The sequence below is a fragment of the Streptomyces sp. NPDC004788 genome (assembly GCF_053601115.1).
Map to the genome: position 1 here is coordinate 1 of NZ_JBSGBF010000076.1, position 23,841 is coordinate 23,841.

The 23,841-nt window shown below is 72.3% G+C and carries 20 protein-coding genes; 9 read left to right on the forward strand and 11 right to left on the reverse strand.

Going from position 1 to position 23,841, the window contains the following annotated elements:
* Window positions 1-247 precede the first annotated feature (247 nt).
* On the forward strand, window positions 248-2,572 hold the full coding sequence (locus tag ACWEJX_RS27485; protein ID WP_451610093.1) for an MMPL family transporter: 2,325 nt from the start codon (window positions 248-250) through the stop codon (window positions 2,570-2,572).
* Between the two features lie 45 nt (window positions 2,573-2,617).
* The gene (locus tag ACWEJX_RS27490) at window positions 2,618-3,070 is read left to right on the forward strand and encodes a nucleoside deaminase (RefSeq protein WP_451610094.1); all 453 of its coding nucleotides are present in this window, start codon (window positions 2,618-2,620) and stop codon (window positions 3,068-3,070) included.
* A 26-nt stretch (window positions 3,071-3,096) separates the two neighbouring features.
* Here the strand turns inward: ACWEJX_RS27490 and ACWEJX_RS27495 are convergent, their stop codons facing one another.
* Window positions 3,097-4,209 carry an ABC transporter substrate-binding protein gene (locus ACWEJX_RS27495; RefSeq protein WP_451610095.1) on the reverse strand — a complete coding sequence of 371 codons (1,113 nt, stop codon included), beginning with the start codon at window positions 4,207-4,209 and terminating at the stop codon, window positions 3,097-3,099.
* A complete protein-coding gene (locus ACWEJX_RS27500) occupies window positions 4,206-4,682 on the reverse strand; it encodes a MarR family winged helix-turn-helix transcriptional regulator (protein WP_451610096.1) in 477 nt (158 codons plus the stop codon). The genes ACWEJX_RS27495 and ACWEJX_RS27500 overlap by 4 nt, the downstream gene beginning before the upstream one ends.
* A gap of 105 nt (window positions 4,683-4,787) precedes the next feature.
* On the opposite strand from ACWEJX_RS27500, the gene ACWEJX_RS27505 reads away from it, so the two are divergent.
* On the forward strand, window positions 4,788-5,591 hold the full coding sequence (locus tag ACWEJX_RS27505) for an alpha/beta fold hydrolase (protein WP_451610097.1): 804 nt from the start codon (window positions 4,788-4,790) through the stop codon (window positions 5,589-5,591).
* 70 nt (window positions 5,592-5,661) lie between these two features.
* Here ACWEJX_RS27505 and ACWEJX_RS27510 read toward each other — a convergent pair whose 3' ends face one another.
* Both ACWEJX_RS27510 and ACWEJX_RS27515 read right to left on the reverse strand, forming a co-directional pair.
* Window positions 5,662-6,273: a cysteine hydrolase family protein gene (locus ACWEJX_RS27510; protein WP_451610098.1), complete on the reverse strand. Its 612-nt coding sequence runs from the start codon at window positions 6,271-6,273 to the stop codon at window positions 5,662-5,664.
* Between the two features lie 29 nt (window positions 6,274-6,302).
* Window positions 6,303-7,547, reverse strand: a complete 1,245-nt coding sequence (locus tag ACWEJX_RS27515; RefSeq protein ID WP_451610099.1) for an MFS transporter — start codon at window positions 7,545-7,547, stop codon at window positions 6,303-6,305.
* A 157-nt stretch (window positions 7,548-7,704) separates the two neighbouring features.
* Between ACWEJX_RS27515 and ACWEJX_RS27520 the strand changes: the two genes are divergently transcribed.
* Window positions 7,705-8,640, forward strand: coding sequence for a LysR family transcriptional regulator (locus tag ACWEJX_RS27520; protein ID WP_451610100.1), 936 nt, complete (start codon window positions 7,705-7,707; stop codon window positions 8,638-8,640).
* 47 nt (window positions 8,641-8,687) lie between these two features.
* On the opposite strand, the gene ACWEJX_RS27525 is transcribed toward ACWEJX_RS27520, so the two are convergent.
* A complete protein-coding gene (locus ACWEJX_RS27525; RefSeq protein ID WP_451610101.1) occupies window positions 8,688-9,740 on the reverse strand; it encodes a YncE family protein in 1,053 nt (350 codons plus the stop codon).
* 151 nt (window positions 9,741-9,891) lie between these two features.
* On the opposite strand from ACWEJX_RS27525, the gene ACWEJX_RS27530 reads away from it, so the two are divergent.
* The 4 genes from ACWEJX_RS27530 to ACWEJX_RS27545 all read left to right on the forward strand — a co-directional run bounded on the left by ACWEJX_RS27530 (window position 9,892) and on the right by ACWEJX_RS27545 (window position 14,697).
* A complete protein-coding gene (locus tag ACWEJX_RS27530) occupies window positions 9,892-10,815 on the forward strand; it encodes a LysR family transcriptional regulator (protein ID WP_451610102.1) in 924 nt (307 codons plus the stop codon).
* Window positions 10,816-10,853: 38 nt separating this feature from the next.
* On the forward strand, window positions 10,854-10,976 hold the full coding sequence (locus ACWEJX_RS27535; protein ID WP_451610103.1) for a hypothetical protein: 123 nt from the start codon (window positions 10,854-10,856) through the stop codon (window positions 10,974-10,976).
* A 136-nt stretch (window positions 10,977-11,112) separates the two neighbouring features.
* Complete coding sequence (locus ACWEJX_RS27540) at window positions 11,113-11,892, forward strand: NPP1 family protein (protein ID WP_451610104.1); 780 nt, start codon at window positions 11,113-11,115, stop codon at window positions 11,890-11,892.
* A 147-nt stretch (window positions 11,893-12,039) separates the two neighbouring features.
* Window positions 12,040-14,697 carry a WD40/YVTN/BNR-like repeat-containing protein gene (locus ACWEJX_RS27545; protein ID WP_451610105.1) on the forward strand — a complete coding sequence of 886 codons (2,658 nt, stop codon included), beginning with the start codon at window positions 12,040-12,042 and terminating at the stop codon, window positions 14,695-14,697.
* 86 nt (window positions 14,698-14,783) lie between these two features.
* Here the strand turns inward: ACWEJX_RS27545 and ACWEJX_RS27550 are convergent, their stop codons facing one another.
* The 6 genes from ACWEJX_RS27550 to ACWEJX_RS27575 all read right to left on the reverse strand — a co-directional run bounded on the left by ACWEJX_RS27550 (window position 14,784) and on the right by ACWEJX_RS27575 (window position 22,293).
* Complete coding sequence (locus ACWEJX_RS27550) at window positions 14,784-15,314, reverse strand: SRPBCC family protein (RefSeq protein WP_451610106.1); 531 nt, start codon at window positions 15,312-15,314, stop codon at window positions 14,784-14,786.
* 71 nt (window positions 15,315-15,385) lie between these two features.
* Window positions 15,386-17,587, reverse strand: a complete 2,202-nt coding sequence (locus tag ACWEJX_RS27555) for a discoidin domain-containing protein (protein ID WP_451610123.1) — start codon at window positions 17,585-17,587, stop codon at window positions 15,386-15,388.
* A gap of 42 nt (window positions 17,588-17,629) precedes the next feature.
* Entirely contained in the window at window positions 17,630-19,090 is a 1,461-nt protein-coding gene (locus ACWEJX_RS27560) for a beta-glucosidase (RefSeq protein WP_451610107.1), read from the reverse strand.
* Window positions 19,091-19,119: 29 nt separating this feature from the next.
* Window positions 19,120-19,974, reverse strand: coding sequence for a carbohydrate ABC transporter permease (locus ACWEJX_RS27565; protein ID WP_451610124.1), 855 nt, complete (start codon window positions 19,972-19,974; stop codon window positions 19,120-19,122).
* Window positions 19,967-20,959: a carbohydrate ABC transporter permease gene (locus tag ACWEJX_RS27570; protein WP_451610108.1), complete on the reverse strand. Its 993-nt coding sequence runs from the start codon at window positions 20,957-20,959 to the stop codon at window positions 19,967-19,969. The genes ACWEJX_RS27565 and ACWEJX_RS27570 overlap by 8 nt, the downstream gene beginning before the upstream one ends.
* A gap of 14 nt (window positions 20,960-20,973) precedes the next feature.
* On the reverse strand, window positions 20,974-22,293 hold the full coding sequence (locus tag ACWEJX_RS27575) for an ABC transporter substrate-binding protein (protein ID WP_451610109.1): 1,320 nt from the start codon (window positions 22,291-22,293) through the stop codon (window positions 20,974-20,976).
* Between the two features lie 138 nt (window positions 22,294-22,431).
* Between ACWEJX_RS27575 and ACWEJX_RS27580 the strand changes: the two genes are divergently transcribed.
* Entirely contained in the window at window positions 22,432-23,808 is a 1,377-nt protein-coding gene (locus tag ACWEJX_RS27580; protein ID WP_451610110.1) for an ROK family protein, read from the forward strand.
* Window positions 23,809-23,841: the final 33 nt, after the last annotated feature.

The window sequence follows — 23,841 nt, forward strand, 5'->3', positions numbered from 1 at the left end:
GCGCGCCCTGCTCCTCCCCCCACCCCTAGCCGCCGGGGCCCCCCCCCCGCCCCGGCGCCCCCGCGGGGGCCGGGGCGGCCGGTGCCGCCGGGCGCGGGGCGGGGCCGCGGGGCGAGGCGGGAGGCGGCGCCGGGATGCCGAAGCGTCACCGATGGCCAACAATTGACATGAGGACCGGCAGGTCGTGGTGGGGACTGCTCCAGCTGTTTTCCGCTCGGGGACCTTCCTATCCGTACGCGGCGGTGCCATGAACGCACGAAGCCCGGACGAGGGCGGCCGATCGGCGCCACGGCAGGACCAGAAGCCCGGTCGCAAGCAGGCGCGCAAGAGCGGCCTCTACCGGCTCGGGCACTGGTGCGGCCGGCATTTCGTCATCGTCATCGCACTGTGGCTGGCGGCCGTCGCCGGGCTGCAGATCGCGAACCGGGCGGTGGGCGGTCAGTACTCGGACAACTTCTCCCTCCCCGGGGTGCAGTCCGCGGACGGTCTGAACGTCCTGAAGGCGCACGATCCGGCGGCCGGCGGATACGCGGCCCAGATCGTCCTGAACCGGCCGTCCGGGCCGCTCACCCAGGAGTCGTCGGCCGTGAACTCGACCGTCGCCGCACTCCAGAAGCTGCCCGACGTGCTCAGTGCGCAGAACCCGCTGCCGCCGCCGGGCACGACCCCGCCGCCGCCCTCCTCGACGCCCAACACCGGGCCGCTGTCCACGGACGGCAAGACCGCGTACATCACGGTGCGCTTCAGCGTGCCGCCGTCCACACTCGGCACCGACTACCTGAACGGCGTCGACTCCGCCGTCCAGCCGCTGCGCTCCGCCGGCGTGACCGTCGAGTACGGCGGCCCGCTCGGCGAGCTCGCCCGGCCCGCGGCCGACGACCGCACCAGCGAGGCCATCGGCTTCGCCGTCGCGATCGTGGTCCTGCTCATCGGCTTCGGCAGCGTGATCGCGGCCGTCCTGCCGCTGATCACCGCGCTCATCGGCGCGATCTGCGGCCTCGCGCTGCTCGGCCTGATGGCCGCGGCCTTCACCTTCGGCACGGTGTCGCCGACGCTGGCCACCATGATCGGCCTGGGCGTCGGCATCGACTACGCCCTGTTCCTGATCACACGGCACCGCCAGAACATCATGAACGGGCACGATCCGGCCGACTCCGCCGGCCTGGCGACCACCACCAGCGGCCGGGCCGTGCTCGTCTCCGGCTGCACGGTGATCATCGCCCTGTCCGGGCTGTGGGTCTCCGGCGTCACCTTCATCGGCAAACTCGGCCTCGCCGCGGCCTTCACCGTGGTCACGGCCGTCATCGCCGCGCTCACCCTCGTCCCGGCCATGCTCGGGCTCGTCGGCCGCCGCATCGACCGCTACCACGTGCGCAAACCCGTCGCCGAGACGGACGCCGAGCCGGGCACCCCCGCGCACGGCACCTGGCACCGCTACGCACAGCGGGTCGAGAGACGCCCCTGGTGGTTCCTGGTCTGCGGGGTGGTGACCCTGCTGATCCTGGCCTTCCCGCTGCTGTTCATCCAGCTCGGTCACATCGGCGACGGCGCCGACCCCAAGTCGTTCACGGACCGGCGGGCGTACGACCTGATCTCGACGGCCTTCGGGCCCGGCGCCAACGGTCCGCTGACGCTGGTGGTCGACCAGTCCGCCGTGCCCGCCCAGGACCGGGCCGCGCTCGCCACCAAGCTGCAGCAGTCGCTCACCGGCGTGCCGGACGCCGCCTCCATCACCCCGCTGCAGGCCACCCCCGACGGCGACGTCCTCGTCGGCACCGCCTACTCGGTCGCCTCACCGCAGGACGAGCGCACCACGGACCTCACCAACAACCTGGTCGACGACGTGCTGCCGCAGGCGGTGGCCGGGACGGACGCGAAGACGTACGTCACCGGCACCACGGCCGCCCAGGTGGACTTCCTCGACATCGTCTCCAGCCGGCTGCCGCTGATCATCGCCGTGGTCGTCGGGCTTGCGTTCCTGGTGATCCTGACCGTCTTCAGGGGCCTCCTGGTGGCCCTGAAGGCCGCCGTCCTCAACGTGCTGTCCATCGCCGCCGCGTACGGCGTGGTCGTGGCCGTCTTCCAGTGGGGCTGGGGCGGCCCCGCGCTCGGCGTGTCCGGGAAGGTGCCGATCGAGAGCTACGTGCCGATGATGATGTTCGCCATCGTCTTCGGACTGAGCATGGACTACGAGATCTTCCTGCTGTCGCGGGTCCGCGAGGCTTGGCTGCGCACGGGCGACCCGAAGGCGAGCGTCGCCCACGCCCTGGAGATCACCGCCCGGGTGATCACCTGTGCCGCGCTCATCATGGTCAGCGTCTTCGCGGCCTTCATCGTCTCGGACAACATCGTGGTGAAGATGCTCGGCCTCGGCCTGGCGGCGAGCGTCCTCATCGACGCGACGATCGTCCGGCTCCTCCTGGTGCCCGCCGTGATGACCCTGCTCGGCAAACACGCCTGGTGGACCCCGCGCTGGCTCGACCGCATACTCCCCCACCTCGACACGGAGGGCGAGGCCGCGCTGGAACGCGACGCGGCGGGCGCGGCGCCGGGCGACGACGTGAAGGTGTAGGCGCGACCGTCTCCTCCGGGAGCGGGCGGGGGAAGAATGACCGTCATGTCAGGGGAATCGGATCGGCGGATGCTCGAGGTCGCGGTCGAAGAGGCGCGCGCAGGTCTGGCCGAGGGGGGCATCCCCATCGGAGCCGCGCTGTTCGCGCCGGACGGGCGCACCGTGCTCGGCCGGGGTCACAACCGCCGCGTGCAGGACGGCGATCCGTCCCTGCACGCCGAGACGGCCGCGTTCCGCGATGCGGGGCGGCAGCGCACGTATCGCGGGACGACGATGGTGACGACGCTGTCTCCGTGCTGGTACTGCAGCGGCCTCGTGCGGCAGTTCGGCATCTCGCGGGTCGTCGTCGGCGAGGCGCGGACGTTCCACGGGGGCAACGACTGGCTGGCCGAGCACGGCGTGGAGATCGTCGTCGTGGACGACGCCGAGTGCGTCGCGATGATGACGGACTTCATCGAGGCGCGTCCGGAGCTGTGGAACGAGGACATCGGCGCGTAGCGCGGCTCGATGCCCGTCGCGCCTCCTCAGCCGGTACGGAGGATCCGGAAGCGACCGGGTTCCGCCGGGTCCCGGTCGACGACCTGGAGGGGCGGCCAGGCCCACTGCCAGACGTCGATGCCCGGCACACGGGAGAAGCGGATCTTCCCGCGGGTGCCCTCGACGGCGACGTGCGGCCAGGAGGCGGCGATGCGGGCCCGGTCCGCGCCGTGGGAGCGCAGTACGTCGGCGAGGACGGTGATCGTGTCGTAGCCCTCGAAGGCGACGAAGGAGGGTGCTTCGCCGAGCCGCTCGCGCAGGGTCGTCGCGACGCGTGCGCCGAGCGGGCCGAGCGGCTCGGGCAGGTAGCGCAGGAACGGGATCGCCGTGCCCTCGCCGCCGAGCAGCGATGCCCATTCGGGGAGTTCCGGCTGGCCGGCGGGTGCACCGATCAGGACCTCGGCGAGGCGCTGGTCGTGGCGGACGGCCCTGACGACGGGCACCGCCGGCTCCGGGTGGCCGACCAGCAGCAGGAGGGCCGTCGCGCGGTGCCGGACGAGCTCGTCGCACACGTCCGTGGGGGCGAGCGTGCTCATGTCCAGTTCGACGACGGTGCCGCCGTGCGGTGCGAGGTGGTCGCGCAGGATGCGGGTCCCGGACGCCCAGTAGACGCTCGGCTGGGTCGCCACGGCGATGCGGCTGTGGCCCGCGTCGAGGAGGAAGTCCGCATAGAGGCGCCAGCCTCGGGACTGGGCGGGGGCGAGGCGCGCGACCCGGTCCGTGGGCTGTTCGGTGAGCGCGTCGAGCACCGCCGAGGAGCAGAGGAACGGCAGGCCGAGCGCGTCGGCCCGGGCGGCGGCGGCGCGGGCGACGACGCTGTGGTACTCCCCCGCCAGGGCGGCCACGCCCAGCCGGGCCAGTTCGTCCACGGCCGCGGCGGCCTTCTCCGGGTCGGCCGCGGTGTCGCGGACCACCAGTTCGAGTGGCCTTCCGGCGATTCCGCCGGCGCCGTTGACCTCGTGCGCGGCCGTCTCGAGTCCGGCGAGCAGGTGCCGGCCGGCGTCGGCCCAGCCGGGCCGGGACAGGGGCACGAGGGCGCCGATCCGGACGGACGACCCGTCAGCCGGCGCCGCTCCGGGTGACGACGGTGACGTGGTCATGAGCCGGCCTCTTCCGTGTCGCGGTGGGGTGGGGTCAGCCGACTCGACGCGCGGGCCAGCAGGTCGACGAGCAGCGCGCGTTCCTCGGCGCTGAACCCGTCGGCGATGTGCCGCTCGATGGCGACGGCCTTCGCGTCTGCCTGCGCGAGCAGCCGGCGCCCGTCGTCGGTGAGGTGCACTTCCGTGACCTTGCGGTGCCAGGGGTGCGGACGGCGCGTGATCAGTGCCTTCGCTTCGAGGTTGGCGAGCACGGTGGCGATGGTCTGCGGGGTGACCAGGCACGCGCGGGCGAGCGCGGCGGCGGACAACCCCGGGTGTTCGTCGAGCGTGTAGAGCGCCGCGTACTGCGGGACCGTCAGCCCGAGCGGCCGGAGGGCGGCGTGCTTGGCAGCCATCAGCTCCTGCTCGACCCGCTTGATGTGCAGGCCGAGGCGTTCGGTGACCGGCATGTTCATGGAGTGATCGTACGTCATCCGTCCCATCGAACTCTGGCTTATGACAGAGCTCTGATACATGTAAGGTCTCTGTCATCAAGCGGGGGCCGTTCGCGCTCCTCGCGCCACTCCTGGAGGCAACCCATGACCAGCCCCGAACTCCTCGACCACGTCGTCGCCGGGTCCGGCCCCGGACTCGTCCTGATCCACGGCACCGGCGCCGACGCGACGTCGAACTGGGGGCCTCTCATCGACGCGATGGCGGACCGGTACACGGTCGTCGCCCCCAACCTGCCCGGCGCGGGCGCCACCGCCGTCGACCCCATACCCCTCGATCCGGACGCACTCGCCGACCGGATCGTCGCCACCGCCCGCGCGGCCGGCGTGGAGCGGTTCCACCTGGCCGGTCACTCGCTCGGCTCCGTCGTCGCGACGGCGGTGGCCGCCCGGCACCCCGAGGCCGTCACCTCGCTCCTCCTGCACGCGGGATGGGTCAGGACGACCGCGCGCGAGGCCTTCATGTTCGACCTGTGGGCGCGCCTGCTGCGCACCGACCCGGAGCTGCTGGCCCGCGAGTTGATCCTCAGCGCGATGGGGCCCGGCCTTCTGGGCGCTCTCGACGACGCCCAGTTCGCCGAGATGGCCGCCGGTTTCACCGCCCTGCTCGACGAGCGCATCCTCGGCCAGATCGAACTGGACGGCCGGGTCGACCTGCGCGGGGCGGTGGGGCGCGTCACCGCACCCACGCTGGTGGTGGCGAGCGAGGACGACCGGATCGTCCCGCCCCACCACCAGCGCGAGCTGGCCGCCGCCGTCGACGGGGCCGAGTACGTCCAGGTCCCCGGCGGACACGGGTTGCCGTTCGAGGACCCGGCCCGGTTCTTCGCGATCGTCACCGAGTACGTGGACAAGCGTCAGGCCCAGGCGCGGGGGCAGGCCCGGGCGTAAGCGCGAACCCCGGCGCGGGCGCCGGCGCAGGAGGCGGGGCCTGAGCCGGGCCCGCGCGCGGAGGCCGGAGTCAGCCGGCCCCGAGCAGGGCCCGCAGCCCGGCCGTGTCGATGACCTGGGCCCGGGCGGGGAACACCCGGCGGAGCAGGACGTCGTGGACCTCGGGGTCCGGGTCGGCGACCGCGTCGGACAGGACGTAGAGCCGGTAGTCGCGGTCGGCCGCGTCGGTGACGGTGGACAGGACGACGCCGCCCGTGCTGACGCCGGAGACGACCAGAGTGGTGATGCCGCGCTCGCGCAGCTGCCGGTCGAGGTCGGTGGTGGACAGCGCGCCGTGGCGGACCTTGCGCACGAGGATGTCGCCGTCCCGGGGAGCCAGGCGCTCGTGCACGGCGGTGGCGGGGTCCTCGTGGTGCATCACCCGGTGCCGGGCCACCGGGGCGAAGGACGTGTTGGCGTCCGGGACGGCGTCCCAGTCGTGCTCGGTGAAGCCGACGCGTACGTAGGCGATGGTGCCGCCCTCGGCCCGCACGGCGGCGACGGCCTCTGCCACCCGGCCCAGCAGGGCCTCGCGGTCCGCGCCGTCGGGCAGCGCGGCCAGGATCGCGGGCTGGAGGTCCATGACGAGCAGTGCGGTGTGCGCGGGGTCGAGGGCGGGGGCGGCGGAAGGGGCGGTGCTCACGCGGGTGTTCTCCTTGCTGCGGCGACGGGTCATGCGGGGATACGGGACGGTTCCGGCTCGTGCTGCGACGCCTCGTCGCGCCGGGGAAGCAGGAGCGGCGTGGCGAGGATGAGCAGTCCCGCGACCGCGAGGGCGGTGCGCGGGCCGGTGACGTCGGCGAGCAGCCCCCCGAGCGCGGTGAAGACGGCGATGGCCGCCTGCTGGCCGACCGCCCAGGCCGACAGGGTGCGGGCGACCAGATGTCCGGGGGTGTGTTCGAGCCGGTAGGTGGCGAGCACCGGGGTGTACAGGCTCATGTTGATGATGATCGCCAGCTCGACGGCGATCACGGTGACGAGACCGACGGGTCCGGGACGGACGAAGGCCAGGCCGATCAGCCAGATCGCACGCAGGGCGCCGACGGTACGGAAGACCCGGTGGCGGCCGTAGCGGGCCACGACCCGGGGGGCCAGTCGGGAGCCGACGAGTCCGCCGAGACAGGGGAGGGCGAAGGCGAGGCCGTACTGCCAGGCCGGGAAGCCGAGCCGGCGCAGCAGGAGCACGGCCAGCAGGGGCTCGGTGGCCATGATCAGACCGGAGACGAGCATGTTGTTGAGGTAGAGCGCGCGCAGGCCGCGATGGCCCATGATGTGCCGCCAGCCGTCGAGCAGTGCGCCCGCCCGGACCCGGCTGTCGCCGGTGGGCCGCGGCGCCTCCTCCCGGCCGCGGACGGCGGTGAGGGCGAGTGCGGACAGCAGGTAGCTGATCGCGTCGGCCAGCACGGTGACCACCGGGCCGAACACGCCGATCGCCGCCCCGCCCAGCGGTGGTCCGACCGCGATGGAGCTCCAGTTCGTGGATTCGAACCGGGCGTTGGCCACGAGCAGGTCGTCCGGCCGGACCAGGGCCTTGAGGTAGGCGCCGCTCGCCGCGCCGAACGCGATCTTCGCCGCGGCGACGACGGCCGAGACCGCCAGCAGCTGGACGAAGCCGAGCCGGCCGAAGGCGTAGGCGAGCGGGATCGTCGCCATCGCGGCGAAGCGGGTGAGGTCCGCCGCGATCATGACCGGGCGTTTGCGCCGGAACTCCACCCACGGCGCGAGCGGCACCGCGATCAGCGCGCCCACGGCGGGCCCCACCGCGGACAGCGCGGACACCTCGGCGGGGCCGGCGTGCAGCACCAGTACGGCGATCAGCGGCAAGGCCCCGAACCCGAGGCCGGACCCGTACGCGCTCACGGCGTACGCCGCCCACAGCCAGCCGAACGGCCGGCCCAGTCGTCTCCTGCCCACCATGCCCAGCGCCCTCCCTCGACGTCCCACCCGAACCGTCCGAACAAACAGGTGTTGATCAATATCGACGAGCGAGAGCTAATCGAGCGGGACAACCGCAGGTCAAACAACCGTCCCGCCGTCTGTGCACAACCAATCGTTGTTCACTAAGGTGCTCGGCGTGGACATCGAAGCCGTACGCACCCTCGTCGCCGTCGCGGAAGCAGGCCAGTTCCAGAAGGCCGCCGCCGACCTGTCGATCACCCAGCAGGCCGTCTCCAAGCGCATCGCCGTGCTGGAGCGCGACCTCGGTGTGCGGCTGTTCGCACGCACGCCGCGCGGCGCCGAGCTCACCATCGACGGCCAGGCGTTCCTGCCCCACGCGCGCGAGCTGCTGCGCGCCGCCGAGCGGGCGGTGGCGTCCGTGCGCGCCGGTCGCCGTCCACTGCGCGTCGACGTGCTCAACTCGCGCGGCGCGGCGTCGGGCCTGATGCGCGACTTCCATCGCGCGTACTCCGAGATCGAACTCGACGTGGTGATGCTGCTCGACATCGAGACGGCCCTCGCCTCCATCCGGTCCGGTGCGATCGACGCGTCGTTCCGTGCCGTCGCCGCGCCCGGCCGGCCCCTTCCCGAGGACATCGAGTCCGTACGGGTGCTCGACGAGCCGCTCCAGCTGCTCACCGGCCCCGCCCACGCGCTGGCGGGCGCCCGGTCGGTGACCCTCGCCCAGCTCGCCGGGCACCGGATCTGGATGCCCGGCATCCTCCCCGGCAGCGAGTGGGCCGCCTACTACGAGGACCTCGTCGCCGAGTTCGGCCTCACCATCGAGGCGACCGGCCCCAACTTCGGCTCCGACGCGCTCCTCGACACCGTCGCCGACACCCCGGCCCTGGCCACGTTCATGAGCGAGCACACCCGGCTCGTCTGGCCCGCCGGTCACGGCCTGCGTCGCATCCCGGTGACCGACCCGACGCCCGTCTACCCGCACTCGCTGCTCTGGCACCGCGACAACCCCCACCCGGCGCTGGCCACCCTCCGCGCGCATCTCGCCGCCACGGGGGCCGGCCACGGCACCACGGGGACCTGGGCGCCGGACTGGGTGCTTCCGCGCTGAGCCGACGGACGTCGAGGCGACGAGGCGACGAGGCGACGGACGACGGCTCAGGCCGCGCGGGGAACGTACGCGAGCCCGTGCGCGCCGGGCTCGCCCAGCTTGGCGATGTCCAGCCGGGCCAGCACCTCCAGCGTCTCCAGGTCGACGACGTCGACGGTCGAGGAGACGACGCAGGCCACGTAGGCGAGGCGCCCGTCGGGCGAGGACGTGACGGTCAGCGGGAAGAGCCCGACCCCGACGTCCCCGAGCCGCTTGCGGGTGTCGGCGGAGAAGACCGTGAGGCGGCCGGGCGCGTGGCGGCCGAGCCGGGACACCGGGTCGGGGGCCATGCGCAGTTCGCCCGCGAGCAGCTTCCCGGTCGACGTCAGGTGCACCGGCAGGACGATGTCCTCGGTGGGCAGGGTGTCGACGACGGACGCGGTACGGGCGTCGACGACCCGGATCCCGGGGGCGGGCCGCTCGTCGGCGGGGCCGGAGAAGGAGCCGTAGGGCGCGGCGACGAAGGCGTGCGTGCCGTCGGCGGAGACGGCGAGCCCCTCGCTGCCCGGCACCCCGGCCTTCGCGGTGAGGACGCCGCGTTCGAGGTCGACGACCGAGACGAAGGGCGCCTCCTTGTTGGTGGCGAAACCCGTCCTGCCCGCCGGGTCGATGGCGAACCAGTGCGGGCCGGGCGCGTCCGTGTCGATCCGGCCCAGGGGACGACGGGTCCGCGTGTCGACCACGACGACTCCGCCGGGCCGGTCCTCCGTGCCCTCCACGCTGACGTAGAGACGACGGCGCACCGGGTCGAGTGCCAGCCCGTGCGGTCCGTGTTCCGGGGCGAGGTCGACGACGTCCACGATGCGGCGGGTGTCGGGGTCGATGACGGTCAGTTCGGTGCGCCGGCCGCCGTTCGCGTGGTAGTAGCCCGAGTGGTACGTGGTGGTGCACCACAGCAGGCGCTGCTCCGGGTCGAAGCACAACTCGTGCGGTTCGGCGAGGACTTCGGTCGTGCCGAGGTGCCGGTCGGAGGCGGCGTCGAAGAACGAGACGGTGGGTCCGCTCTGGCTGACGACCGCCAGCACATCGCCTTCTCGACCGGCACGGGGGGACTGCTGCACAGCGGCTCCTTGAACAGGGTGAAGGGAATGCCACGCGGCTTCGCGGGCATCTCCAACTCTCCGCGCCGGCGGGCTCCCGCACCATGCAAAGATTGGCATCCGATCATTGCCTCAGACGTAAAGACGCACGTCAGTGGAGGTGGGGGGAGCCATGGATCTCAACCTGCTGCGGGTCCTGGACGTCTTGCTCCAGGAACACAGCGTGACCCGCGCCGCCGAACGGCTCGGCACCTCGCCCGCGGCGGTGAGCCGTACGCTGGCCCGCCTCCGCCGTGCCGTCGGCGATCCGCTGCTCGTCCGGGCCGGCCAGGCCATGGTCCCGACCCCGCGCGCCGAGGAACTCCGCGAGGAGGTCGGCGCGTTGCTGCGCGGCTGCGAGAACGTTCTTCGCCCCGGACCCGGTTTCGACGCCGCACACCTCCAGCGCACCTTCACCGTGCAGGCCACCGATCTGCTCCTGGTGGGCCTGGCCGGAACCCTCACCGAGCGGATCCACGCGGAGGCCCCGCAGGTGGACGTGGTCTTCCTGCCGGAGGCGGTGGAGGGCGGTCCCGGGCTGCGGCAGGGCTGGGTGGACGTCGAGCTGGGCGTCCTCGGACACCTGGACCCGGAGATCCGCACCCGGCAGCTCACCCGGATGCCGCTGGTCGGCGTCGCCCGCAGCGGTCATCCCCTTTTCCGGGGGCGGACGGACGGGCGGGTCGACGTCCGCCGCTTCGCCGCGGCCGGCCACATCGGCATCTCCCGCCTCGGCAAGCGCCTCGGGCCCATCGACGGCGCGCTCGCGGACCTGGGGCTGCGGCGCCGGATCGCGGTCGTCGTGCCCAGCCACACGAGCGCCATGATGCTCGCGCGGGACACCGACCTCGTCGCACTCGGTCTGGCCGACTGGCTGCCCGGCACCATCGCCGCCCTGGGCCTGCGGACCTTCCCCGTCCCCCTCGACCTGGCGCCCCTCGACATCGGGATGGCCTGGCATCCCCGCAACTCGGCCGACCCCGGGCACCGTTGGTTCCGTGAGCGGCTGGCGGCCGCCGTCCTGGAGCCGTCGAGGGCGGGGAACGACAGCCTCTAGGGTCCGAACAGGGTTCGCCCTCCCGGTTCGAACCGGCGATGGCGGCCCTCATCGGTCTTGTCGTGCTCCAGGAGTCGCTGCGCTCGTCACAGAGGGTCGCGGCGCTGTGCGTGGTCGCGGCGTCGGCGGGTGCCGCGCACGGCACACGCACCGACGTGTGACCCCTACCGCCGTCACGCCGACTGAGGCACCCTCTGAGTCCTGCGACGAGTACGACAGTCATGTCCACGCCACGTCGATCCGCACCGAGCCACGCCACGTCGAGCCACATCCAGCCGCGTCGAAAAGCGAGGATGCATGAAGGCCCCATCGTCCCTCCGAACGGCGACCGTCCTCGGCGCAGCCGCCCTGGCCCTGCTGCTCTCCACCGCGACGGCCTACGCCGAACCACCGCACAACCTGCCCCAGAGCGCGGGCGGTTACGAGCAGTCCTTCTCACCCGCGTACGACTACGACACCGACGGCTGCTACGCCACTCCCGCCATCGGCCCCGACGGCACCCTCGCCCCCGGTCTCAACCCGACGGGCGCCGTCAACGGCAACTGCCACGACCAGTCGGACCTGGACAACTCCCAGACGTACGCCCGCTCGAAGTGCAACAACGGCTGGTGCGCCATCGTGTACGCGAGCTACTTCGAGAAGGACCAGGCCCTGAACGGCAGCAGCCTCGGGGGCCACCGTCACGACTGGGAGCACGTGATCTCCTGGGTCGACCAGGCGGCGAACCGGGTGGCGTACGTCTCCACCACGCAGCACAGCGAGGTGCGGACCTACGCCGCCGCGCAGGTCCGCTTCGACGGTTCCCACCCGAAGGTCGTCTACCACAAGGACGGCCTGAGCACGCACTTCTTCCGGCTCGCCAACAGCAACGACGAGCCGCCGGAGAACCACTACCACGACTGGCGGTATCCCCCGCTGGTCGACTGGAACGGCTACCCCTCCCTCTGGCTGCGCGACCGGCTCATGACCGCGGACTTCGGCGCCGCCACCATCAAGATCACCGACAAGGACGACCGCTTCCGCAACCTGCTCAACGCCTCCAGGCCGGCGGGCATCCCCTTCGACCCCTGGGCCTGACGACCAGGTCACAAGACTCAGTAAAGTCGCCGCAAACCCCTGTGGCCAAAGGGTCGCACGGGAGTACGGTTCCGGCGCTCGGTCGTAGGAGATCGCGTGCGGCCGTAGGGGCGGCGCGCCTTACGCCGAAGAAGCCGGAGACAGTACATGGGTGTGAATTCCGCACGGCGCAGACCGCGCCGCGGAGCGGAGCGCGGCGGCAGAACGGCGCTCGCCGTCGTCGCCGCCGCATTCCTGATAGCGGGGACGGGACCCGTCACCGCCTACGGGGAGGGCGACACGGGCGCCGGCCGCCACGAGGTGGCGGGCGAGGAGTCCCATGAACTGATGGAGTCCCTCGACTCCTTCAACGAGCCGCGGCTCTCCCCCGCCGACCAGGTGGCGCCGGGTGCGTACGCCGGCGCCTGGGCGCACATCAGGAACATGCCGGTCAGGACGGGGAGCTGGTCCGAGGTGACCACCTCCCCGTACGACGAGGACGCGCTGCACTACCGTGACCAGTCGGCGTCCAACTCCGGTGCCGGTACGGGTCATTCGTCCGGCCGGATCGCGGCCCTGGCCACCGACCCGACGCACCGCGGCGTGGTCTACGCGGGCGCGGCGGGTGGCGGCGTGTTCCGGTCCGTCGACAACGGCAGGACGTGGACGCCGATCGCGGACGGGCTGCCCGCCCTGTCCGTGGGCGCCCTCGCGGTCGCACCCGACGGCGCGCTGTGGCTGGCGACCGGCGAGGCCACGACCGCGTCCGACAACTACCTGGGCAGCGGCGTGTACCGGCTCGCGAACCCGGTGACCGGGACCTTCGGCGAGAACGACAAGGTGGGCGGTACGGAGCTGGACTCGTCCTCCGTCCACACGCTCACCTTCGACAAGGCCGCCGGGTACGTCTTCGCGGCCTCCTCGCACGGCGTCTTCCGGCGCCCGCTCGCCGCGGTGCAGTCCGCCGCCTGGACGAAGGTGCTCGCACCCTGCGCGGGCGTCGGCATCAGCGGCGTCGGCTGCGGCGTGGACGCGCACTACGCGGACATCGCCGACGACATCGCCGTACAGCCGGGCAGCGACGGCAAGAAGCTGCTGGCCAACGTGGCCTGGCGCGGCGGCGCGGACTACAACGGCTTCTACTACTCCTCCGACGCCGGCACCACGTGGAAGCGTGCCAACCCGACCGGGGCGGTCAACCCCGCCGAGATCGGCAACGCCGCCTTCGCGTACGCGGCCGACGGCAGCAGGCTCTACGTGTCGATGGAGTCGCCCAAGCTCCTCAACAAGTCCTCCGGCTCAGGCGTCTCCTCCGTCCTGGCCGGCGTGTACGTGAGCCAGAGCGGCGACGCGAACGGGCCGTTCAAGCAGATCGCGACCTCCTCAGCGCTGTCGGCGTCCGGCTCCGCGATGAAGCTCACGGAGATCGGCTCCGGCTACCAGCCGGGCTCCCAGGCCTGGTACGACCAGGTCATCGCGGTCGACCCGAGCGACCCGAACCACGTCTACCTGGGCCTGGAGGAGGTGTTCGAGTCCAGGGACGGCGGCGCCACCTGGAAGGCGATCGGCCGGTACTGGAACTTCGGCATGCCGTGCTTCTCCTACGACGCCGCCGCGAACTCCTGCGACGGCGACGTGATGCACTCCGACCAGCACGCGCTCGCCTTCTCGCAGTGGCAGGGCGCCGCGCCGGAGGTGTTCGTCGGCAACGACGGCGGCGCCTACGCCCGGCCCACCGCGCAGACCACCGCCGGCTGGCGCAACCTCAACGAGTCCGGCACGCTGCGCAACCTGCAGTACTACTCGGTGCGCGCGGGCAGGCTGCCCGACGGCAGCGGCGAGGCGGTCTGGGGCGGCCTGCAGGACAACGGCGTCTCGCTGCTCGCGCCCAAGGGCGCCACGTACCAGGGCCAGCAGCTCAACCCCAACGGCGAGATGGTCGCGCCCTTCGGCGGTGACGGCGGTGACCAGCTGGTCAACCCGGACAACGGCTGCCAGACGGTCGGCGAGTACGTCGACCTCGCGCTGCAGATCACGAACAACTGCGGCTTCACGGCGAGCGACAACGGCGCCGAGGACGTGATCACGGACATCGCGCCCGGCGACCCGGGCGCCCGCTTCATCGCCCCGTTCGCCGCGGACGAGACCGACCCGAACGGCCTGTGGGTCGCGGGCGGCCAGTACGTCTGGGGCAACACCCGGACCTGGCAGAGCACTTCGGGCGCCGACTGGACCCAGCTGTTCGACCTGGGCGCCGGCCACTCCGCCTCGGCGGTCGCCAGCCGCCACCACGTCACCTGGGCGGCCTGGTGCGGCCCCTGCTCCAAGGTCGACGGCACCTTCGGGCGCGGCATCGCCACCAACTACGGCGGCAGCTGGCACCAGGTGGCCCTGCCCGCCGCCTTCCCGAACCGCTACATCTCGGGCGTGACCATCGACCCGTCCGACGCCTCGGGCAAGACGGTGTACGCCATCGTCAACGGCTTCTCGCGGCACTGGAACGAGGGCCCCGGCGCCGGCTACGGCCACGTCTGGAAGACCGCGGACGGCGGCGCCACCTGGACGGACATCAGCGGCGACAGCGCCGCCGCGGACTCCTTCCCGGACGCCCCGGCCAACTCGGCCCTGGTGACCAAGAACGGCACCCTGGTCGTCGCCACCGACCTGGGCGTCTTCACCAGCACCTCGGCCGGCCCCGGCCACTGGGCGCGTCTGGGCACCAACCTGCCCACCTCGCCGGCGGTGTACCTTTCGCCGAGCCCGGACGGCAGCCAGGTGTACGTGGCCACGCACGGCCGCGGCATCTGGAAGACGCCGACGCCGTGACGCCCGCGCAGCTCCTGTGAGGCCGAGGCCCCCGGAACCCGCCTCAGGGTTCCGGGGGCCTCGCGCGTCTCACCCGCGCCGGACGGTCAGTCGCGCTCCTCGGCGAGTGCCTTGATGCCGCGGAGGGTGGTCTCCATCCCGGTGCGCAGTTCACCGAGCCGGAAGGCGACGATCTCCTCCTCCTTGTCCGGCCAGCGCTCGATGGCGAGGGTGACCCCGCTGGGGCCCGGCCCGATGAGGGCCGTCTGCCGCAGCCGGGTGCCCTCGCCGTCGGCCTCCAGCTCGTACCGCCAGGTGGCGAGCGGCTTCGCGGGGTCCACCGTCGGTGCTCCGTACCGGCCGTCCGCGTCCGTGACGGCCCAGGCGAAGACCCGCGGTTCGTCCATCTCGATCACGTGGGACACGGTCCGCCAGTCGCCGAGCATCTCGTTGTGGTTGTGCCCTTCGAAGCGTGCGCCCGGCTCGGGGCCCTCCGCACCGTCGAGCCATGCGACGCGCTGCAGTTCGTTGCTGAGCCGCGCGGGCAGATGGATGTCGGTGACGAGCGCCCAGACCCGCCCCGCGGGCGCCTCGATGTGAACCTCGCACTCCGCGCGCGGCCCGTCGGAATATCGCATGCCATCCCCCTTGGTTTCGGCCCCGGTTGATCATCCACGATCGCCGACCGGGGCCGCAACGGGGATCCGTTCTACGGGTACGCGGTGACCGTGGACGGGACGGTGTCCGTGCCCGAGGTCGGGGCGCCCGTGCTGTTGATGACGTGGTTGAACTGGCCCTTGCCGCCGAGGGAGACGACGAGCAGGCCGTGGAAGCGGACACCGGGCTTCACCGGGGCGCGGAAGCCGTGGTCCTGGCGAATGGTGGGATCGGTGTTGTAGTAGCAGTAGCTGCCCATGCCCCAGCCCTCGTGGGTGGTGACGGAGTCGTCGACGCGGTAGGCCGCGTACCCCAGGTAGGGGCCGTCCTGGACGGCGGCCTGGTTCGGAGCGTCGTACGCCTTCTCGTTCTGGAAGAAGACGGTGCGGCCGCGGTCGCCGAACCATTCGACGTCGTACTTGTTGAAGTGCTCGACGAACAGGCCGGTGGCGAGCACGTCGTCGCCGTACACGCGCACGCCGTAGTCGGCGCGGTTGGTGTCCCAGCCGACGCCGTCGCCGTGGTCGGCGCGCCAGACCCAGGTGTGGTCGATGATCGTGTCGTCGCTGTTGACGGCCATGGCGGTGGTGGCGCGGCCGGCGCCGGCGCCGCCGATGCGGAGGTAGACGTCCTGGACGGTGGTGGGGTCGGCCGCGTGGTCGGCGCCGGCGCCCTGCGGGCCGATCTCCAGGAGGGTCGGCGAGTTCACCGTACCGGCGTCGATGAGGAGGCCGGCGAGGCGGACGCCGTCGACGTCACCGACGCGCAGGGCGGTGACACCGTTGTCCGGGACGATGGTGGCGAGGCCGAGGCCGAGCACGATGGTGCCGGGGCGGTTGATCTCCACCGTGCGGTCGACGTGGTAGACGCCCGGGGTGAAGAGCAGGTGCAGCCCCTGGGCCACGGCCTGGTTCATGGTGGCGGCCGTGGTGCCCGGCTTGACGACGTAGAAGCGGCTGAGCGGGATCGACTCACCGGGCAGGGTGCCGGCGGCCCAGCTGACGCCGCGGGCGCCGGTCCGCCTGGCCGGGGCGAAGACCTTCAGCTGACCGCCCTCGTAGTAGAGGAAGGGCTTCTCGCGGGAGATCGGGGTGGTGTCGAGCGTCGTGTACTTGGGCTCGGGGAAGCTGGTGGCCGGGGCGCCCTCGACGCCGGAGAAGACCTGGTTCCACACGGAGTTGGACCAGCCGCCGACGGAGCTGTCGCGGGTGTACCACTGCTGCTGCGAGTAGTTGCCGATCTGGCCGTCGATCCGGCTGTCGGCGATGTAGCCGCCGCTGGCCCAGCCGTAGCCGGTGGGCGCGAGGTTGAGGCCGCCCTTGACGTGCATGCGGCGGAACGAGGAAGCCTGGGAGACGGCCCAGCGGTCGGTGCCGTTGACCGGGTTCAGGGCCAGGTTCTCGGCGGATCGCCAGAAGTTCTGGGTGGCGTTGCCGTTGAACCAGCCGGCGTCGACCGTCACGTCACCGTTGATCAGGGTGTCGTCGGGGCGCAGCCCGAGGCCGGATATCTGCGTGTAGAAGCCGAGTTGCGCGTTGAGGCCGTTGTAGGTGCCGGGCTTGAACAGGAAGGCGTGCCGGCCGGTGCCGAACTGCGCCGACTCCTGCTGCCGGAAGACGTCGTCGAGCTGTGCCTGGATGTCCGGTGTGGACGGGTCGACGATGTGCACGTTGGGGCCGAGGTCGCCGCCGCCCGGCAGGGTCGTCCCGCCGTCGGCCGTGCCGTACACCTGGAACTCCCACAGCGAGTAGCCCCACCCGGTGGCCCGGGTCTGGCCGGTGAGGCGGACATAGCGGGCGGTGCCGGAGACGGGCAGCGACTCGCTGCCGCCGTGGCCGGTCGTGGTGGTGTAGGCGGTGGTCCAGGTGGTCGCGTCGGTGGAGATCTCGATGCGGTACGCGGAGCCGTAGGCGGTCTCCCAGTTCAGGTCGACCCGGCTCAGGGCGGCGGGGGCGCCGAGGTCGACCTGGATCCACTGGGGGTCGGCGAAGGCGCTGGACCAGCGGGTGCCGAGGTCGCCGTCGACGGCGGCGGTCGCCGGGGTGCCGGCGTTCTCCTGGCTGGAGGCGATGACCGGCCGGCCCTGGGAGAGCAGGACCGGCACGGCCGCCGCCGCGGCCCGCGCCGGTCCTGCCGGGGCGAGCGCGAACAGTCCGCCGAGGAGGGCGGTCACGAGGGCGGTGACGAGGGCGAGCGCCCGGCCGCCGAGCGGTGCGGTGCGCGGTCGGGAGGTGCCTGGTCGGGAGCGGTGCATGGCGTGGTACACGGCGGCTCCTATGGGTTTCTCGGTGGGGGGTCAGCGGCTTTGTGTCCGGTGGGCGCGGATGATGTCCGCGTACCGCCGGCCGCTGGCCTTGACCGTCCGGCGCTGGGTCGCGTAGTCGACGTGAACCAGGCCGAACCGCTTGTCGTAGCCGTAGGCCCACTCGAAGTTGTCGAGCAGGGACCAGGCGTAGTAGCCGGCCAGCGGGGCGCCCTTGCGCAGGGCGCGGGCGCAGGCCGCGAGGTGCTGCTCCAGGTAGCCGGTGCGCTCCGGGTCGTCGACCCGTCCGTCCGGCCCGACGGCGTCGGGGAAGGCCGAGCCGTTCTCGGTGACGTACAGCCGGCGCACGCCGTACTCCTCGGTGAGGCGCAGCAGGAAGGCTTCGAGGCCGCCGGCGTCGACGGGCCAGTCCATGCCGGTACGAGGCAGGCCGGGGACGCGGACCTCGCGGGCGTGCGGGACGGGGCCGGCCGGGTCGTCGGCGACGGTGACCGGGAAGTAGTAGTTCAGGCCGTGCCAGTCGAGGGGCGCGCCGATCACGGCCGGGTCGCCGTCCCGCTCCGGCAGCTCGACCCCGTACAGCTCGCGCATGTCGGCGGGGAAACCGCGCCCGTAGACAGGGTCCAGCCACCAGCGGTTAATGTGGCCGTCGGCGCGGACGGCGGCGGCCACGTCCTCGGGGCGGGTGGAGGCGGGTTCGACGGTGGAGTGGTTGGTGACCAGGCCGATCCGGGCGCCGGGGACGGCGGCGCGCAGTGCCTGCACGGCGAGGCCGTGGCCGAGGAGGAGGTGGTACGAGGCGCGGACGGCGGCGGTCAGGTCGGTCCAGCCGGGGGCCATCCGCCCTTCCAGGTGCCCGATCCAGGCCGAGCACAGGGGCTCGTTGAGGGTGGCCCACTGGCCGACCCGGTCGCCGAGGCGGTCGGCGACCACGGAGGTGTAGTGGGCGAAGTGCTCGGCGGTGTCGCGTTCGGTCCAGCCGCCGCGCCACTCCCCCGCCCGGTTCCGTCGCGCCCGGTTCCGGCCCGCGCCGTTCCGGCCCGTCCGGTCCTGCAGCGTCTGCGGCAGGTCCCAGTGGTAGAGGGTGACGCTCGGCGTGATGCCGGCGTCGAGGAGGGCGTCGACGAGGCGGTCGTAGAAGTCGAGTCCTGCCGCGTTGACGGGGCCGTCGCCGCCGGGCAGGACGCGGGGCCAGGCGATCGACATGCGGTACGCGTCGGTGCCGAGCTCCCGCATGAGGGCGATGTCCTCGGGCCAGCGGTGGTAGTGGTCGCAGGCGGTGTCGCCGTGGTCTCCGTTGTCGACCGCGCCGGGCGTGTGGGCGAAGGTGTCCCAGATCGAGGGTGCGCGGCCGTCCTCGGCGACGGCGCCCTCGATCTGGTACGCGGAGGTGGCCGTGCCCCAGGCGAAGTCGGCCGGGAAGGCGCCGAGGTCGAGCGGGGTGGCGGAGGAGTGTGTGACGGGGCGCGCGTCGGACACGAAATGCCTCTCCATACAGGTGACTTGGTCGTGTGTCTGGTGGATCACTTGACCGCGCCCGCGGTGAGGCCGGCGACGAGGTAGCGCTGGAGCAGCAGGAAGCCGGCGACGACGGGGACGCTGACCACGAGGGAGGCGGCCATCACCTGGTTCCAGTACACGTCGTTCTGGGTGGCGTAGCCCTGCAGGCCGACGGCGAGAGTGCGGGTGGTGTCGGTGGTCATGACGGAGGCGAAGAGGACCTCACCCCAGGCGGTCATGAAGGCGTAGACGGCGACGGCGACGATGCCGGGGACGGCGGCGGGCAGGATGACCCGGAGCAGCGCGCCGACCGGGCCGCAGCCGTCGACTTCCGCGGCCTCGTCGAGGTCGCGCGGGATCGAGTCCAGGTAGCCGACGAGCATCCAGATCGAGAACGGCAACGAGAAGGTCAGATAGGTGAGGACCAGTCCGCCGCGCGAGCCGAACAGGGCGATGCCTGTGGCGTTGCCGATGTTGACGTAGATGAGGAACAGCGGCAGCAGGAAGAGGATGCCGGGGAACATCTGCGTCGACAGGACGGTCACCGTGAAGACGCGCCGGCCGCGGAAGTCGTAGCGGCTGACGGCGTACGCGGCGAAGACGGCGACGGTCACCGAGCAGACGGTCGCGGCGCCGGCCACGATCACCGAGTTCACGAAGTAGTCGGCGAGCGGGACGGTGCGCCAGATGTCGGCGTAGGGACGCAGGGTGAGCCCGGAGGGCCACCAGCGGAACTTCCCCGAGACGTCCGCGAGCGGTTTGAGGGAGCTGGAGACCATCACGTACACCGGCAGCAGGACGAAGCCGCTGAGCAGGGCGAGGAGGATGCGCCGGGTCCACAGGAACGAACGGGGCGGCGCGGACGGGGAGTTACGCACCACCGGTCCTCCGTCCGCGCGAGGTGAAGGCGAGATAGAGGCCCGTGACGAGGAGCAGGAAGAGGAGAAGGAGGACGGACATGGCGGAGCCGGTGCCGAAGTTCCAGGTCTGGAAGGACGACTGGTAGATGTGCAGGGAGATCAGGTCGGCGGCCTCCGGTGCGGCCCTGCCGAAGAGGACGAAGGGGGTGTTGAAGTCGTTGAAGGTCCACAGGAAGAGGACGAGGACCAGGACCTGGTTGACGGGTCGCAGCGACGGGAGCGTGATGTGGCGGATCTGCCGCCACACTCCGGCGCCGTCGAGGGCGGCGGCCTCGTACAGGTCACCTGGGACGTTCTGGAGGCCGGCCGTCACGGTCAGGAAGGCGAAGGGCCAGCCCTTCCACACGGAGACGGTGAGCAGCGCCCAGAAGCTGTTGTCGCCGATGAGCCAGAAGGCGGGGCTGTCCCCGATGCCGAGCTGGTCGTGCAGGACGTGGTTGATCAGGCCGTTGTCGCGCTGGAACATGAACGCCCAGGTGATGACGGCGGCGTAGACGGGCAGCGCGTACGGGACGAGGAAGAGGGTGCGCAGCAGGCCGCGGCCGCGGATGGGGTCCTGGAGGCAGATCGCGGCGGCGGTGCCGAGCAGCCAGCACAGCGCGACCGAGGCCAGGGTGAACGCGCAGGTCGTGGCGAAGGACCGCACCAGGGCTTCGCCGACCGGGGCGTTGACGTCCACGGAGACGGCGAAGTTGTCGAGTCCGTTCCAGGGGGCGGACGTCCAGTCGCGGATGAAGAACTGGGTGAGCTCCTTGAAGCTCATCACGGCGCCGACGATCATCGGCACGAGGTGGACGAGGAGTTCGAGCAGCAGGGCGGGCAGGAGCAGCAGATACGGAAGCGCGCCGCGGCTCCGGTTCTTCCGGCCGGCTTTGGCGGCGGTCACCCGGTCGGCTCGGGGGCCGGCTGCGGGGCTCGCCCCGGGGGTGGCGGTGGCGGTCATGGCAGGGCCCGTGCCTACTTCTTCGGCATCTGCTGCTGGGCCTTGTCGAGCTTGGCGCGTACAGTCTCGGTGGTGACGGGGCGGCCGGCGGCGGCGTCGGCGAAGAGCTCCTTGACGGCGGTGCCCACGACGGTCTCGAACTGGGACTCCTCGGGGACCTGCGGCAGTGCGGCGGCGCTGGTGGCGAGGGTGTCGCGGATGACGGCGAGCGCGGGGCCGGAGAAGGCCGGGTCCGCCTGCGCGGCCTTGACGGGCGGGACGGAGCCGTACGCCTGGTTGAGGATCTTCTGCTCGGCGTCGCCGGTCATGAACTTCACGAACTTCAGGGCCCCGTCGCGGTTCCTGGTGTTGCCGAAGACGGCCATGTTGATGCCGGCGACCATGGAGTTGACCCGGGTGCCCTGACCGGGGGTGCCGGAGGGGACGGGCGCGGGAGCGACGCCCCACTCGTCGGGGCTCATGCCCTGGGCGGCGAAGGTCTGCGCGGCGGTCTGCCAGAGCACCATCGCGGTGCGGTCCTTGGCGAAGTCGCTGAGCGACTGGTTCTGGGCGTACTCGGCGTTGCCGGGGGCGACGAGCTTGTCGGCCGCCATCAGGTCGACGTACTGCTTGACGGCGGCGACGGCCCCGTCGGAGGTGAAGTCGGCCTTGCCGTCGGGGGTGAAGAAGTCGGCACCGTGCTGCTTGCCGAGCACGAAGACCTGGTGGATGTTGTTGGCGAGGTTGGCGCCCTCGACGCCGATGGCCGACCTGCCGTTCCTGGCGAGCCTCTTCCCGTCCTCGTTCAGTTCGTCCCAGGTGGCCGGCGGCTTGGTGATGCCGGCGTCGGCGAACATCTTCTTGTTGTAGTAGAGCGCGTAGGCCATCGAGTAGAGCGGCACGGCGGCCGGGTCCTGGCCGGCGGCGCCGGTGGAGCCGAGCGCGGAGTCGACGAAGCGGTCCTTGCCGCCGATCGCGGCGAAGTTCTTCTCGTCCCAGGGCAGCAGCGCGCCGCTCGCCTGGAGCGAGGCGCTCCAGGTGTTCCCGATGTTGAGGACGTCGGGGCCCTGTCCGGAGGTGGTGGCGGTGAGGATCCTGCCCAGCAGTTCGGACCAGGGCACGACCTCCAGCTTCACCTTGATGCCGGTCTCCTTCTCGAACTTGTCGAGTTCGGGCTGGAGCACCTTCTTGTCGGCCTCGACGCTCGGGCCCTGGTTGGACGCCCAGTAAGTGAGGCTCGTGGGCCGGGAGTTGGAACCTCCCGCACCATCGGCGGTGCCGCCGCCGCAGGCGGTCGCGGTGAGGGCGAGGGAGAGGGTGACGACGCCGGTGACCGCGGCTCTGATTCTGCGCATGACTCCTCGGAACCCCTTTCGAGCGATGCTTAATTCAGGACGTGAGTTAAGCTCCGCAGGAAGGGTGCGTCAAGGCTTCGCGTCAGGTGTATGTTGCGGACAGTCCGCTGAACGGGCTGTGGAGAACGGGGGGTTGAGGTGCGAGCGACACATGGCCGCACGGTGCGCGACCTGCGGCGGGAGAACCGCACGGCGGTGCTGCAACGGCTGTACTTCGACGGCCCGGCGAGCCGGCTCTCCCTCGGGCCCGCGACCGGGCTCAGCTCCGGCTCGGTGAGCAACGTGGTGGCCGAACTCGTCGCCGAGGGACTCGTCGAGGAGGCCGGCAGCGTCGACTCGGCGGGCGGACGCCCCCGCACCCTGCTGCGGATCAGCGCCGGCAGCGGTTGCATGATCGGCGTCGACGTCGGCGAGACCCGGGTCAGGGTCGAGCTGTTCGATCTGACTCTCACCGAACTCGCCCGCACCGAACGCCCGTTGGCCGTCGAGAGCCGGGCTCCGCACGACCGCTACGAGGTCGGCCTCGTCGTCGGCCACATCCGCGACGGCATCGCCGAGGTGCTGCGGGCGGCGGACATGGACCCGGGCCGGCTGCTGGGGGTCGGCGTGGGCGTGCCGGGGATCGTGGCGCACGGCGGAGCGGGGCGCGGGGCAGGCGGTGCGGTCGGCGTCTGGGTCGATGGCGGCATCCCCGGCGCGGGCGGCGACGGCGCGGTCGTGCACGGCCAGACCATCGGCTGGGACGCGGTGCCGCTGGAGCGGATGCTGCGCGAGGCCGTCGAGCTGCCCGACTCCGTCCCGTACTGGATCGACAACGGCGCCCGCACCCTCGGCCAGGCCGAGCTGTGGTTCGGCGCCGGGCGGGGCGCGCACAGTGCCGTCTTCGTGCTCTTCGGCTCCGGCGTCGGCGCCTGTGTGGCCACCGACCCGCTGGGTCCGGGCCGCGCCCTGGAGTGGGGCCATCTGACCGTACGGGTCCGCGGCCGGCGCTGCCGCTGTGGGGCGCGCGGCTGCCTGGAGGCGTACGCCGGCGCCGAGGCCATGCTCGAACGCTGGCGCGAGGCGGGCGGGCGGCCCCCGGCCGGCGCGGACGAGGAGACCGCGCTGGCCGCGATGCTGGCCGCCGCCCACCCGGAGGACGGATCCGGCAGCGCGCCGGACGCCGCCGCGCTCGCCGTGCTGGACGAGACCGCCGAGTACCTGGGCGCCGGCTTCGCCGACCTCATCAACCTGTTCCAGCCCGAACGCATCCTGGTCGGCGGCTGGGCCGGCCTCCAGCTCGGCGACCGCTTCCTGGACCAGGTGCGGGAGCACGCGCGGGAGTACGCCCTGCGCTACCCGGCCGCCCGCGTCACCCTCGGCCTCGGCACCCTGGGCCCGGAGGCGGTCACCGTCGGCGCCGCGATCCTCCCGCTCGCCGACTTCTTCGCGCGGGGCGGTCGGCGTGCCGAGCCGGGGGCGGCGGAGGCGCAGCCGGCGTGGGCGACGACGCTTCGCGAGCGGGCGGCACGGTGACGGCGCGAGGCGGACAGCCGCAACATTTGCAGA